Here is a 16,325-nt window from a genome sequence, read left to right on the forward strand (position 1 = left end):
ATGGCAAGTGGTTTGTTAATGTTGCTCGATGACATTGCTACTGTATTAGATGATGTGGCAGTAATGAGTAAAATGGCAGCGAAAAAAACGGCAGGTGTGTTAGGCGATGATTTAGCTTTGAATGCGCAGCAAGTCAGTGGTGTACGTTCGGAGCGAGAGTTGCCCGTAGTTTGGAGTGTTGCCAAAGGGTCATTTGTTAATAAATTAATTCTCGTTCCATTAGCACTTTTGATTAGTGTTATTGCACCTTGGTTAATTAACCCTTTACTCATGGTGGGTGGTTTATTCCTTTGTTATGAAGGTGTCGAAAAAGTTGTCCATTTGCTGCATCATAAAAAAGCTCAAACACCTGAAGCAGCAGCTGAAAATCTGAAAGAAATAGAGGTGGATTTAGTTAAGTTTGAAAAAGAAAAAATAAAAGGGGCAATACGTACAGACTTTATTTTATCCGCTGAAATTGTGGTGATTTCGTTAGGTACTGTTGCAACAGCGGCATTTATGACTAAAGTTACAGTATTAAGCCTGATTGCTCTTGTTATGACGGTTGGCGTGTATGGCTTAGTTGCAATGATCGTTAAAATTGATGATCTTGGTTTATATTTGACTCAACAAACTTCCGAATTAAAAAATAAAATTGGTCGTGGTTTGCTTGGTTTTGCTCCCATTCTGATGAAAACACTTTCAATAGTTGGGACGGTTGCGATGTTTTTGGTTGGTGGCGGTATTATCACGCATACAATACCACTATTACATCATTTTACTGAAGAAACAGTTGATCATTTGGAGCTTATACCGAGTTTTGGTTCGATTATAGGGGCTTTAACACCAACCTTAATTAATCTAGGTGTGGGTTTGCTTGCCGGAGCTATTGTATTGATCATTATAAACCTTATTCAAAAATTACGTTCAAAAGCATAAGCCTGAAGTTTAAGCCGTCATCATTATAAATTGTGAGGTCGTTATGCGTTGGAAAGGTCGTCGTGTTAGTACCAATCTTGAGGATCGTCGTGGTGGCGGAGCAAAGGCAGGTGGCATTAGTATATTGGGATTAATTGTAGCTTTCGTTGCGTGGAAGTTTTTTGGGGTTGATCCTCAACAAGCTTATCAAGCAACTCAAGCTGTAACGAATTCACAATCTTCTCAACAGACTTCAGCACCACAAAATTTAACTGCGGATCAGAAAGAGGCGAGTGATTTTGTTGGAACTATACTCGCAGATACAGAAGATACGTGGGCACCTATTTTTCAGCAACTTGGAATGACATATCAGCCACCACGACTGGTGCTATTTAGTGGTGTGGTGAGATCTGGCTGTGGAACTGCTCAAGCTGCAATGGGACCATTTTATTGCCCAGCAGATCAAAAAGTATATATCGATACTTCTTTCTTTAGAGATATGCGCCAGCAGATGGGTATTTCTGGTGAACAAAATCAAACTGAGCTTTCTCGCAAAGATCAAGCTGGCGACTTTGCTCAAGCTTATGTGATTGCACATGAGGTGGGGCATCATATACAGAATTTACTGGGTATTTCTGGACAAGTGCAGCAAGCACGTGCGCAAGCTGGCCAAACACAGGGCAATCAACTTTCTGTTCGTTTAGAGTTGCAAGCTGACTGCTTTGCGGGAATATGGGCGAATAAAAATCATCAACGTACCCAATTTTTAGAACAAGGTGATATTGAAGAGGCCATGGATGCTGCTAAAAAAATCGGTGATGATTATTTACAGCGTCGAGCAACAGGGCAAGTTGTACCAGACAGTTTTACTCATGGTACCAGCGAACAGCGTATGCATTGGTTTCAAGTGGGATTAAAATCAGGTGATATTAATCAATGTAATACCTTCGCATAGGTTAAAATAGTTGGTTGATTATTCCAATAAATAGAGTGAGGGATTTTAAAGGAAACACAATATTTTTTTATATTTCATTTTTTAGCTGAAGCACTATGTTTTTTATACTCAAAAAATAAAGAGGTTGTATGGGTAACTACTTTCTTTTACAAGCATTAACGGTCATTTTTGCATTATCCATTGCAACCACGATTTTCAATAAGCGAATATTGGGTTTCCCACAAGCGATTGGTGTGCCAATAGTATCTGCAGTTTTAGTCTTTATCTTGCAGTGGGGAGCAAGCTTACTGCATGGTAATCAGTTCATTACGATTAATATTCAAAATATTGAATCGGCAGTGCGTGATATTGATTTTTATGATTTTCTAATTAATGGCGTAATTTGCTTTATCCTGACTTCGTCTGCATTAAAATTTAAAATCTCAGACTTAAAGAACTATTGGAAACCCATTGGCATTTTAGCAACCATTGCTTTAGTCCTTTGTGCCGGTTTCTATGCTGGATTGCTATATATATTTCAATGGGTCGTTGGATATCCTGTTCCAATCACAGTATTGTTATTACTGGGTGCCGCACTTGGCGCTACAGATCCAATTGGAATTAAAGCAGTATTGAGTTCTATTCGTGCACCACATCATTTAATGGTTAAACTAGAAGGTGAATCATTATTTAATGATGCAATGTGTATTGCATTATTTATGACATTACTTAGTGTAATTCAAGGTGAGCATTTTTCATTAATATCAACATTAGAAACATTATTATATGAAATCTTTGTTGCTGTAATTATTGGCTTTGCGTTTGGTTTTGGAATATTACGTTTATTACGTGGCAAGCATGAGATGGAATCCTTAATTTTGACGACTGCTTTGCTGGCGAGTGGTTCCTATCTGGTTGCTTTGTTTGCACACGCGTCAGCACCAATCGCTTGCGTTATCGGTGGATTAATCGTTGGTAATAAATGGCAAGAGATTCGTGAGCAGCGTGAAATACGTGAAGTAAATCATTTTTGGCATACTGTCGAGGGAATTATCAACTCGTTTTTATTTACGTTAATTGGTTTAGAGTTATTTATTTTAGATTTAAGTGCTAATCTTATTATTGGTGGCATTATTGCTTTCATTATTCTTCATTTATCTCGCTTTGCTGCGAACTTTCTTGCTTTCTCACTTTTCCCTTCTTTTAGAAACAAAAGCTATAACGGTAGTTTAACAATCTTATCTTGGGGCGGTGTGAGAGGTGGGATTTCGCTTGCACTGATTTTAGCAGTTGCCAATATACCTGCATTGAGTGCCTATAGCAGTATATTGATTGGATATACTTTTATCAGCGTCTTATTATCTGGTGTGATTTGTGGTTTAGGATTACCAGCGGTCATGAATGCTTTTTATTATAATCCGAATGAAGCAACAAATGGACTAAAAGGTTTGTATCAGCGTATATGCAACAAAATGAATCGAAGAGGTTTTAAATATATTGTTGGTGAAGATAGTTTAGGGCGTGAAACAATAACGATTTATAATCCAGAGGTTTTATTAGATCAGAAAATGGATGATGGTGTAGCAACAATGCATCATCCAAACAAGAGAGAAGAGGTAAGGCGTTTAGAAAACCCAGATAATTTTTAATAGATTTTGTTTTTATTTAACAAGTGGTCAAAAAATATTATTGACCACTTGTTAAAAATAAGAATGAAAAAATCACTTGAATGTTAAATTATTAAATAAAATTTAAAACACTTTTAATATGGATTGATGCATAAATGTAACTAAAAATAAACCCTAAAATAAAAAAATATTAAAAAATAAATGCTTGGAAATTTATATTTATTTTGTTCTATCATGCATTAATAGAATTTTTTGTGGGCTATTTAACATTTATCTCAATTGGTTTAGAGTAGAGCTGATAACTGTACCTAATCAAAACAGAAATAATACGCGAAAGCTTACTACTTTAATTAATAAACAGTTGAAAACTAACGAATTATAATTGAGGAACAAGGTCATGTCTGAAATACAAATAATTTCCAAGGAAAGCCATAAAACGCTTTTAAATACCACGGATAGCACTACAGCATTATCCTCTTCTCAACCAGCCGTTGTGCTCATAAAAGTGCCTATTGAGGATGTCGCACAAGTTAAAAGAGATGGAACTAATGCGGTTGTTTTTCTAAAAAATGGAGAGCAAATTGTCATTCAGAACTTCTTTGCGAATGATAATAACCAAAACCTCGACAATAGTTTAGTTTTCCAAGGACAGGACGGAAAGCTGATCTGGGCAAGATTTAAAGATTCTGAAAGTGATTCAGATGCGGACGCTGATTCAGATGCTGATGCCGATGCTGACATTGAACCCGATATGGAAGCAGCTGTTTATTTAGAAGAAACTCCTGTTGCAATCCCTCCTGTAGTTCAGGCACCTGTTTCGGATGCCATTTTCCAACCTATCGATTCTATAACACCATTATTATATCACGATGGTGGCATAAGCCCTTGGTTATGGGGTGTTCCACTTGTAGCGGGTGGAATTATTGCTGCTGCGAGTGGCGGTGGTAGTAAAAACCGTAATGATGAGAGTGACTCGGATGCTGATAGCGATTCCGACTCCGACTCTGACTCAGACAGCGATTCGGATTCCGACAGCGACTCTGACTCAGATAGTGACTCAGATTCAGACAGCGACAGTGATTCGGATTCTGACAGTGACTCGGATTCTGACAGTGACTCGGATTCTGACAGTGATTCAGACTCAGACAGCGATTCGGATTCAGACAGCGACTCTGACTCGGATTCTGACTCAGACAGTGACTCGGATTCTGACAGTGACTCAGACTCAGACAGCGATAGTGACTCAGATTCTGACAGCGACTCTGACTCCGATAGTGACTCAGATTCAGACAGTGATTCGGATTCTGACAGCGACTCTGACTCAGACAGCGATTCGGATTCTGACAGTGATTCCGACTCAGATAGCGACAGCGACTCTGATTCCGACAGTGATTCAGATTCTGACTCAGACAGCGATTCAGATTCTGACAGCGACTCTGACTCCGATAGTGACTCAGATTCAGACAGTGATTCGGATTCAGACAGTGATTCGGATTCAGACAGCGACTCTGACTCCGATAGTGACTCAGATTCAGACAGTGATTCGGATTCAGACAGTGATTCGGATTCAGACAGCGACTCGGATTCAGACAGCGATAGTGACTCTGACTCAGACAGTGATTCGGATTCAGACAGCGACTCTGACTCAGACAGTGATTCAGACTCAGATAGCGATAGCGATTCTGACTCAGACAGTGACTCAGATTCTGACAGTGATTCGGATTCTGACAGTGACTCGGATTCAGACAGTGATTCGGATTCTGACAGTGATTCCGACTCAGACAGTGATTCCGACTCAGACAGCGACTCTGACTCAGACAGCGATTCCGATTCAGACAGTGATTCAGATTCTGATAGCGACTCTGACTCCGATAGTGACTCAGATTCAGACAGTGACTCCGATTCAGACAGCGATAGTGACTCTGACTCAGACAGCGATTCGGATTCAGACAGCGATAGTGACTCAGACAGCGATTCCGACTCTGACTCAGACAGCGATAGTGACTCTGACTCAGACAGCGACTCGGATTCAGACAGTGATTCGGATTCTGACAGCGACTCTGACTCGGATTCTGACAGCGACAGCGACTCTGACTCTGATAGTGACTCTGACTCAGACAGTGACTCGGATTCTGACAGTGATTCCGACTCAGACAGTGATTCCGACTCAGACAGTGATTCCGACTCAGACAGTGATTCCGACTCAGACAGCGACTCTGACTCAGACAGCGACTCTGACTCAGATAGCGATTCCGATTCAGACAGTGATTCAGATTCTGATAGCGACTCTGACTCCGATAGTGACTCAGATTCAGACAGTGACTCGGATTCAGACAGCGATAGCGATTCTGACTCAGACAGTGATTCGGATTCAGACAGCGATAGCGATTCTGACAGCGACAGTGACTCAGATAGCGATTCAGACAGCGATAGCGATTCTGACTCAGACAGCGATTCGGATTCAGACAGTGATTCCGATTCTGACAGTGATTCGGATTCTGACAGCGACTCTGACTCTGATAGTGACTCGGATTCAGACAGTGACTCGGATTCTGACAGTGATTCCGACTCAGACAGCGACTCTGACTCAGACAGCGATTCCGATTCAGACAGTGATTCAGATTCTGATAGCGACTCTGATTCCGATAGTGACTCAGATTCAGACAGTGACTCGGATTCAGATAGCGACTCTGACTCAGACAGTGACTCAGATGTCAATTTACTAGTTGATATCACGATTGTTGCAGACGTTGATGGTGACAACGTCATCACGGGTAGTGAGTTAAATGGTAGTGCTGACCTTGAAGTTCATATTGGACTTGGTGCTGATGCTTATGAGGGAATGGAAGTTGAGCTTAATGTAGATGGAGAACTTTCTACTCATATCGTCACTGCTGATGATATTGCAAATGGTTATATTGCTACGACAATTACCACAACTGGTAGTGGTGTAATTAATATTGAAGCAACAGCGACTAATAACGATGGTGTTACGGATACGAGCTCTCTTGTTATTACGATTGCACCTCAAGACTTGATTACTGAGATTGAAGTTATAGGTGATGTTGATGGTAATGGTTTCATTACTGCTGATGAGTTAGATATAGATGGTAACTTTACTGTTCATGTAGGTTTAGGTGACGGTGCTTATGAAGGGTTGGTGGTTAGCGTAAATGGTAGTGACTATGTTGTTACACAAGCTGACCTCGATAATGGTTATATCGTTGCCACAATTGCAGGTGTTGATGGTTTAGTAAATATTACAGCGGAAGCATCAGATGTTTGGGGTGATACTGATTCGGCTAATATTAGTATAACTGTTGACACGGTAGCGCCAGATGCACCAGTGATTGACCCAGTGAATGGCACTGATCCGATCACCGGTACAGCAGAACCAGGCACGACAGTGACAGTGACCTTCCCAGATGGCAGCGAAGCAGAAGCGGTTGCTGACGAAGATGGCAACTGGAGCGTTCCAAACCCAGGCCTAGAAGATGGCGATGAAGTAACTGCGGTTGCAACAGACGAAGCAGGCAACAGCTCTGATCCAACCACAGCGATTGTGGATGGCACAGCACCAGTGGTGACACTGGATGAAGTGGTGACCAATGACAATACACCGGCATTGACAGGTACAGTGGATGATCCAGAAGCGACAGTGGTTGTGACCATTGATGGTGAGGATTACGAAGCGGTCAACAATGGCGATGGCACTTGGACACTTGCGGATGATGTTGTGGCAGAACTTGCAGATGGCGATCACGAAGTGACGGTCACTGCAACAGACCCAGCAGGCAACGTTGGCAGTACGACAGGAACGATTACCATTGATACGGTAGCGCCAGACGCACCAGTGATTGACCCAGTGAATGGCACTGATCCGATCACCGGTACAGCAGAACCAGGCACAACAGTGACAGTGACCTTCCCAGACGGCAGCACAGCAGAAGCGGTTGTTGACGAAGATGGCAACTGGAGCGTTCCAAACCCAGGCCTAGAAGATGGCGATGAAGTAACTGCGGTTGCAACAGACGAAGCAGGCAACAGCTCTGATCCAACCACAGCGATTGTGGATGGCACAGCACCAGTGGTGACACTGGATGAAGTAGTGACCAATGACAATACACCGGCATTGACAGGTACAGTGGATGATCCAGAAGCGACAGTGGTTGTGACCATTGATGGTGAGGATTACGAAGCGGTCAACAATGGCGATGGCACTTGGACACTTGCGGATGATGTTGTGGCAGAACTTGCAGATGGCGATCACGAAGTGACGGTCACTGCAACAGACCCAGCAGGCAACGTTGGCAGTACGACAGGAACGATTACCATTGACACGGTAGCGCCAGACGCACCAGTGATTGACCCAGTGAATGGCACTGATCCGATCACCGGTACAGCAGAACCAGGCACGACAGTGACAGTGACCTTCCCAGACGGCAGCACAGCAGAAGCGGTTGTTGACGAAGATGGCAACTGGAGCGTTCCAAACCCAGGCCTAGAAGATGGCGATGAAGTAACTGCGGTTGCAACAGACGAAGCAGGCAACAGCTCTGATCCAACCACAGCGATTGTGGATGGCACAGCACCAGTGGTGACACTGGATGAAGTAGTGACCAATGACAATACACCGGCATTGACAGGTACAGTGGATGATCCAGAAGCGACAGTGGTTGTGACCATTGATGGTGAGGATTACGAAGCGGTCAACAATGGCGATGGCACTTGGACACTTGCGGATGATGTTGTGGCAGAACTTGCAGATGGCGATCACGAAGTGACGGTCACTGCAACAGACCCAGCAGGCAACGTTGGCAGTACGACAGGAACGATTACCATTGACACGGTAGCGCCAGACGCACCAGTGATTGACCCAGTGAATGGCACTGATCCGATCACCGGTACAGCAGAACCAGGCACGACAGTGACAGTGACCTTCCCAGACGGCAGCACAGCAGAAGCGGTTGTTGACGAAGATGGCAACTGGAGCGTTCCAAACCCAGGCCTAGAAGATGGCGATGAAGTAACTGCGGTTGCAACAGACGAAGCAGGCAACAGCTCTGATCCAACCACAGCGATTGTGGATGGCACAGCACCAGTGGTGACACTGGATGAAGTGGTGACCAATGACAATACACCGGCATTGACAGGTACAGTGGATGATCCAGAAGCGACAGTGGTTGTGACCATTGATGGTGAGGATTACGAAGCGGTCAACAATGGCGATGGCACTTGGACACTTGCGGATGATGTTGTGGCAGAACTTGCAGATGGCGATCACGAAGTGACGGTCACTGCAACAGACCCAGCAGGCAACGTTGGCAGTACGACAGGAACGATTACCATTGACACGGTAGCGCCAGACGCACCAGTGATTGACCCAGTGAATGGCACTGATCCGATCACCGGTACAGCAGAACCAGGCACAACAGTGACAGTGACCTTCCCAGACGGCAGCACAGCAGAAGCGGTTGTTGACGAAGATGGCAACTGGAGCGTTCCAAACCCAGGCCTAGAAGATGGCGATGAAGTAACTGCGGTTGCAACAGACGAAGCAGGCAACAGCTCTGATCCAACCACAGCGATTGTGGATGGCACAGCACCAGTGGTGACACTGGATGAAGTGGTGACCAATGACAATACACCGGCATTGACAGGTACAGTGGATGATCCAGAAGCGACAGTGGTTGTGACCATTGATGGTGAGGATTACGAAGCGGTCAACAATGGCGATGGCACTTGGACACTTGCGGATGATGTTGTGGCAGAACTTGCAGATGGCGATCACGAAGTGACGGTCACTGCAACAGACCCAGCAGGCAACGTTGGCAGTACGACAGGAACGATTACCATTGACACGGTAGCGCCAGACGCACCAGTGATTGACCCAGTGAATGGCACTGATCCGATCACCGGTACAGCAGAACCAGGCACGACAGTGACAGTGACCTTCCCAGACGGCAGCACAGCAGAAGCGGTTGTTGACGAAGATGGCAACTGGAGCGTTCCAAACCCAGGCCTAGAAGATGGCGATGAAGTAACTGCGGTTGCAACAGACGAAGCAGGCAACAGCTCTGATCCAACCACAGCGATTGTGGATGGCACAGCACCAGTGGTGACACTGGATGAAGTAGTGACCAATGACAATACACCGGCATTGACAGGTACAGTGGATGATCCAGAAGCGACAGTGGTTGTGACCATTGATGGTGAGGATTACGAAGCGGTCAACAATGGCGATGGCACTTGGACACTTGCGGATGATGTTGTGGCAGAACTTGCAGATGGCGATCACGAAGTGACGGTCACTGCAACAGACCCAGCAGGCAACGTTGGCAGTACGACAGGAACGATTACCATTGACACGGTAGCGCCAGACGCACCAGTGATTGACCCAGTGAATGGCACTGATCCGATCACCGGTACAGCAGAACCAGGCACAACAGTGACAGTGACCTTCCCAGACGGCAGCACAGCAGAAGCGGTTGTTGACGAAGATGGCAACTGGAGCGTTCCAAACCCAGGCCTAGAAGATGGCGATGAAGTAACTGCGGTTGCAACAGACGAAGCAGGCAACAGCTCTGATCCAACCACAGCGATTGTGGATGGCACAGCACCAGTGGTGACACTGGATGAAGTGGTGACCAATGACAATACACCGGCATTGACAGGTACAGTGGATGATCCAGAAGCGACAGTGGTTGTGACCATTGATGGTGAGGATTACGAAGCGGTCAACAATGGCGATGGCACTTGGACACTTGCGGATGATGTTGTGGCAGAACTTGCAGATGGCGATCACGAAGTGACGGTCACTGCAACAGACCCAGCAGGCAACGTTGGCAGTACGACAGGAACGATTACCATTGACACGGTAGCGCCAGATGCACCAGTGATTGACCCAGTGAATGGCACTGATCCGATCACCGGTACAGCAGAACCAGGCACGACAGTGACAGTGACCTTCCCAGACGGCAGCACAGCAGAAGCGGTTGTTGACGAAGATGGCAACTGGAGCGTTCCAAACCCAGGCCTAGAAGATGGCGATGAAGTAACTGCGGTTGCAACAGACGAAGCAGGCAACAGCTCTGATCCAACCACAGCGATTGTGGATGGCACAGCACCAGTGGTGACACTGGATGAAGTGGTGACCAATGACAATACACCGGCATTGACAGGTACAGTGGATGATCCAGAAGCGACAGTGGTTGTGACCATTGATGGTGAGGATTACGAAGCGGTCAACAATGGCGATGGCACTTGGACACTTGCAGATGATGTTGTGGCAGAACTTGCAGATGGCGATCACGAAGTGACGGTCACTGCAACAGACCCAGCAGGCAACGTTGGCAGTACGACAGGAACGATTACCATTGACACGGTAGCGCCAGATGCACCAGTGATTGACCCAGTGAATGGCACTGATCCGATCACCGGTACAGCAGAACCAGGCACGACAGTGACAGTGACCTTCCCAGACGGCAGCACAGCAGAAGCGGTTGTTGACGAAGATGGCAACTGGAGTGTTCCAAACCCAGGCCTAGAAGATGGCGATGAAGTAACTGCGGTTGCAACAGACGAAGCAGGCAACAGCTCTGATCCAACCACAGCGATTGTGGATGGCACAGCACCAGTGGTGACACTGGATGAAGTGGTGACCAATGACAATACACCGGCATTGACAGGTACAGTGGATGATCCAGAAGCGACAGTGGTTGTGACCATTGATGGTGAGGATTACGAAGCGGTCAACAATGGCGATGGCACTTGGACACTTGCGGATGATGTTGTGGCAGAACTTGCAGATGGCGATCACGAAGTGACGGTCACTGCAACAGACCCAGCAGGCAACGTTGGCAGTACGACAGGAACGATTACCATTGACACGGTAGCGCCAGACGCACCAGTGATTGACCCAGTGAATGGCACTGATCCGATCACCGGTACAGCAGAACCAGGCACAACAGTGACAGTGACCTTCCCAGACGGCAGCACAGCAGAAGCGGTTGTTGACGAAGATGGCAACTGGAGCGTTCCAAACCCAGGCCTAGAAGATGGCGATGAAGTAACTGCGGTTGCAACAGACGAAGCAGGCAACAGCTCTGATCCAACCACAGCGATTGTGGATGGCACAGCACCAGTGGTGACACTGGATGAAGTGGTGACCAATGACAATACACCGGCATTGACAGGTACAGTGGATGATCCAGAAGCGACAGTGGTTGTGACCATTGATGGTGAGGATTACGAAGCGGTCAACAATGGCGATGGCACTTGGACACTTGCGGATGATGTTGTGGCAGAACTTGCAGATGGCGATCACGAAGTGACGGTCACTGCAACAGACCCAGCAGGCAACGTTGGCAGTACGACAGGAACGATTACCATTGACACGGTAGCGCCAGATGCACCAGTGATTGACCCAGTGAATGGCACTGATCCGATCACCGGTACAGCAGAACCAGGCACGACAGTGACAGTGACCTTCCCAGACGGCAGCACAGCAGAAGCGGTTGTTGACGAAGATGGCAACTGGAGCGTTCCAAACCCAGGCCTAGAAGATGGCGATGAAGTAACTGCGGTTGCAACAGACGAAGCAGGCAACAGCTCTGATCCAACCACAGCGATTGTGGATGGCACAGCACCAGTGGTGACACTGGATGAAGTGGTGACCAATGACAATACACCGGCATTGACAGGTACAGTGGATGATCCAGAAGCGACAGTGGTTGTGACCATTGATGGTGAGGATTACGAAGCGGTCAACAATGGCGATGGCACTTGGACACTTGCGGATGATGTTGTGGCAGAACTTGCAGATGGCGATCACGAAGTGACGGTCACTGCAACAGACCCAGCAGGCAACGTTGGCAGTACGACAGGAACGATTACCATTGACACGGTAGCGCCAGTTGTTGGCTTAGATGATGTAGACAGTAATGTGGCATCACCAGAGCTCACTGGAACGATCGATGATCCTTCAGCAACAGTAACTGTGACAGTTGATGGTGTGGATTACGAAGCAGTCAACAATGGTGATGGTACTTGGACGTTACCAGCAGGCGTGTTGCCAGATTTAGCAGATGGCGACTACACCATTAGCGTCACAGCAACAGATGCAGCTGGTAATACAGGTACAGCGCAAGCAAATCTGAATATAGATACATCAGCTCAGATTGTTGCATTCGATAATGTTGATGATGCTTTTGTGAATGCTCTGCCTTTACAAGTGGGTGATGATATTAATGTTGGTAGTCATACATACTTGCTATTAGCTTCATTAGCCGGTCTTAACCTACAACTTGGATCACCAGGTATTGGTTTCACTATCGATGAAGGTCATACAGGTGATATGACATTCAACTACAGTGCGTTGATTAGTGCAGATGCCTTGGCTGACTATGTACTTGTTCTTCAGAAATTTGATGAGGCAACAGGTCAATGGACGGCAGTTACTGGCCCAGGTCAAGCTGATTTGTTGAGCTTGGCACTATTTGGTGGAACTACAATAACTGTGGATGGGCTTGAAGAAGGGCAATATCGTGCCTTCATGGCCTTCGATGGATTACTTGGCGCTGGATTGCTAGGTACCTTATCGGGCAGTATGGACCTTTATGATCCTTCACAAATCGGTGGATATGAAGTCGTAGCTGCTGAAGGTAATGTGATTACCGATGAAGGTATTAATGGTGAAACAGACATTATCACTGATACTACGGTTGTTAGTATGGTGAATGGTGAGGCTGTCGTTGATGGTGGAACAACTATAGTGGGTACATATGGTACTTTGGTGATCCATCCTGATGGTAGTTACACCTACACACCATTCGCTGGTGATGCAGGTCTAGGTCAAGTAGATCAATTTGCGTATACCTTGCTTGATACAGCAACGGGCAACACAGCAAATGCGATCCTGTATTTACATATTGATAGTTATGATGTTGATATGACATGGAACCCAGCGGATCCATCTCAACCTGCAACAGTAGATATTGTTGCAACAGATGATCTGAATGTTGCAGAAATCAATCCACAAGCCTTGCTTGTTGGTGATGATCTCGATGCTGGTAGTCATACATACTTGTTACTTACTTCTCTAGCTGGTCTAGATTTACAAGTAGGTTCAGCAGGTATCAACTTCAATATCGACGATGGTCATACTGGAGATATGACATTTAACTACAGTGCATTGATCAGTGGTGATGCATTAGCAGACTACGTACTGTGCATTCAGAAATTTGATGAAGCAACAGGACAATGGACAGCGATTTCGGGTCCAGGTCAAGCTGATCTATTAAGCTTGTCATTGTTCGGTGGAACCACAATTACTGTAGATGGTTTGGAAGCTGGACAATACCGTGCCTTTATGGCCTTTGACGGCTTATTCGGTATTGGGTTGGTTGGCACTTTATCTGCAACCATGGATCTTTATGACTTGTCACAAGTTGGAGGTTATGAGGTTGTAGCAGCGTCTGGTAACGTCATTACTGATGCTGGTATCGATGGTAGTGCGGATACAGCGACAATATTTACAACAGTAAGTAGTGTCAATGGCGAAGCAGTTGTTGCTGGTGGAACGACCATAGAAGGTACCTATGGTACTTTAGTAATTCATCCAAATGGTAGTTATACATACACACCATATAGTGATGTAACAGGTTTAGGTCAAGTGGATCAGTTCACTTATACCTTGTCTGATCCTATCGGTGGTCCAAATGCTGCTACAGCGACGTTGTACTTCCATCTTGACAGTAGTGCTGTGGATATGACATGGAACCCAGCGGATCCATCTCAACCTGCAACAGTAGATATTGTTGCAACAGATGATCTGAATGTTGCAGAAATCAATCCACAAGCCTTGCTTGTTGGTGATGATCTCGATGCTGGTAGTCATACATACTTGTTACTTACTTCTCTAGCTGGTCTAGATTTACAAGTAGGTTCAGCAGGTATCAACTTCAATATCGACGATGGTCATACTGGAGATATGACATTTAACTACAGTGCATTGATCAGTGGTGATGCATTAGCAGACTACGTACTGTGCATTCAGAAATTTGATGAAGCAACAGGACAATGGACAGCGATTTCGGGTCCAGGTCAAGCTGATCTATTAAGCTTGTCATTGTTCGGTGGAACCACAATTACTGTAGATGGTTTGGAAGCTGGACAATACCGTGCCTTTATGGCCTTTGACGGCTTATTCGGTATTGGGTTGGTTGGCACTTTATCTGCAACCATGGATCTTTATGACTTGTCACAAGTTGGAGGTTATGAGGTTGTAGCAGCGTCTGGTAACGTCATTACTGATGCTGGTATCGATGGTAGTGCGGATACAGCGACAATATTTACAACAGTAAGTAGTGTCAATGGCGAAGCAGTTGTTGCTGGTGGAACGACCATAGAAGGTACCTATGGTACTTTAGTAATTCATCCAAATGGTAGTTATACATACACACCATATAGTGATGTAACAGGTTTAGGTCAAGTGGATCAGTTCACTTATACCTTGTCTGATCCTATCGGTGGTCCAAATGCTGCTACAGCGACGTTGTACTTCCATCTTGACAGTAGCGTTGTAGATATGACATGGAATCCTGCTGATCCATCAGAGCCTGCAACATTCACATTTGTCGCAACAGATGATGTTGATACATCATCATTGGTGATGGTGAATGAGGTGGATGAGGATTACTTCAATGCCTCAGCGTCATTGCTAGGTATTTTAGCAACGACTCAAACTTACACTTCAGGCACATTCACATTAGGTTCCAATATGGATGCCTATGGATTGATTACGGTTAACTCTTTGGCAACAGCTGGAACAGTAAACCTTAATTTAAATCTACAAATGAATGTAGGCGGGGTTTGGACAACAGTAGCGAATGATAGTTACTCAGGAATTATCTCGTTGCTTGGTACATTGGCATCACTAGACCTATCTACTTTAGATCTAGCGGCTGGAACATACCGTATCCAAACAACCTTACAACAACCATTATTAGGTGGATTGGCGGCGTTAGTTGGTATCAATACAGATGTAAATGTTACTTATCTTGATCAATATGTGGTATCGAATACTATTGAAGCAGAAGGTAATATCTTCGGTAATGATGCAACTGGCTCTACATTCACTCAACTTCAAGTAACAGATGCAAATGGTAATGTAATTGATGTCTCATACGGCACGATCATCCAAGGCCTACATGGTAATCTGGTGATTAGTGCAAATGGTGACTACAGTTATACACCGTCATCGACGACTGGAGGCGGTAGTGAGAGCTTCACTTATACAGTAACTCATTTGAATGGTGATACTATAACTGCGACCTTGAATATCAATGTCGGCTACACGATCCAAGGCAGTACAGGTAATGATATTATTACTGACAGTGCTGGAGATGATCTGATCTATGCTGGTGCAGGTAATGATACGATCAATACTGCAAATGGTGGCTCAGATACCCTAATCTTTGATCTGTTAAATGCTGCAAATGGTACTGGTGGAAATGGCCATGACACATGGTTCAACTTCCATGTCGGAGATACAGCTATAGATAGCGAAGCCGATAAGATCGACATTAGTGATCTGTTAGTTGGCTACGCAGGAGATGGTAGTGCTGCTTCTCTGAGTGCTTATGTAAGCGTAGACTTTGATGGTACAGATACAATTATTAGCATTGATCGTGATGGTGGTGCTGGAGTACATAGTTCTACAGAACTTCTTACACTGAAAAATGTAGATACTTCTTTAGAAGAGCTATTACAAAACAACCAATTGTTGTTCTAATCTAGATTGATAAAAAAAGAGGGCTTTCGAGCTCTCTTTTTTTTATTTAAATAAGTAAATTCATATATTCAAA

4 protein-coding genes are annotated in these 16,325 nt (G+C 45.2%); all 4 read left to right on the top strand.

Translation table 11 applies throughout. The features are described 5' to 3' along the window. The 4 genes from DS737_RS03900 to DS737_RS16205 all read left to right on the top strand — a co-directional run bounded on the left by DS737_RS03900 (position 1) and on the right by DS737_RS16205 (position 16,252). The gene (locus DS737_RS03900) at positions 1-918 is read left to right on the top strand and encodes a DUF808 domain-containing protein (protein WP_004640320.1); all 918 of its coding nucleotides are present in this window, start codon (positions 1-3) and stop codon (positions 916-918) included. 43 nt (positions 919-961) lie between these two features. Beyond that, positions 962-1,852: a KPN_02809 family neutral zinc metallopeptidase gene (gene ypfJ / locus DS737_RS03905; RefSeq protein WP_004640318.1), complete on the top strand. Its 891-nt coding sequence runs from the start codon at positions 962-964 to the stop codon at positions 1,850-1,852. Between the two features lie 128 nt (positions 1,853-1,980). Further along, positions 1,981-3,480, top strand: coding sequence for a cation:proton antiporter (locus DS737_RS03910; RefSeq protein WP_113996810.1), 1,500 nt, complete (start codon positions 1,981-1,983; stop codon positions 3,478-3,480). Between the two features lie 376 nt (positions 3,481-3,856). Continuing rightward, on the top strand, positions 3,857-16,252 hold the full coding sequence (locus DS737_RS16205; RefSeq protein ID WP_113996811.1) for a BapA/Bap/LapF family large adhesin: 12,396 nt from the start codon (positions 3,857-3,859) through the stop codon (positions 16,250-16,252). Positions 16,253-16,325 lie beyond the last annotated feature (73 nt).

It is taken from the genome of Acinetobacter haemolyticus (assembly GCF_003323815.1).
Taxonomy (GTDB): Bacteria; Pseudomonadota; Gammaproteobacteria; order Pseudomonadales; family Moraxellaceae; genus Acinetobacter; species Acinetobacter haemolyticus.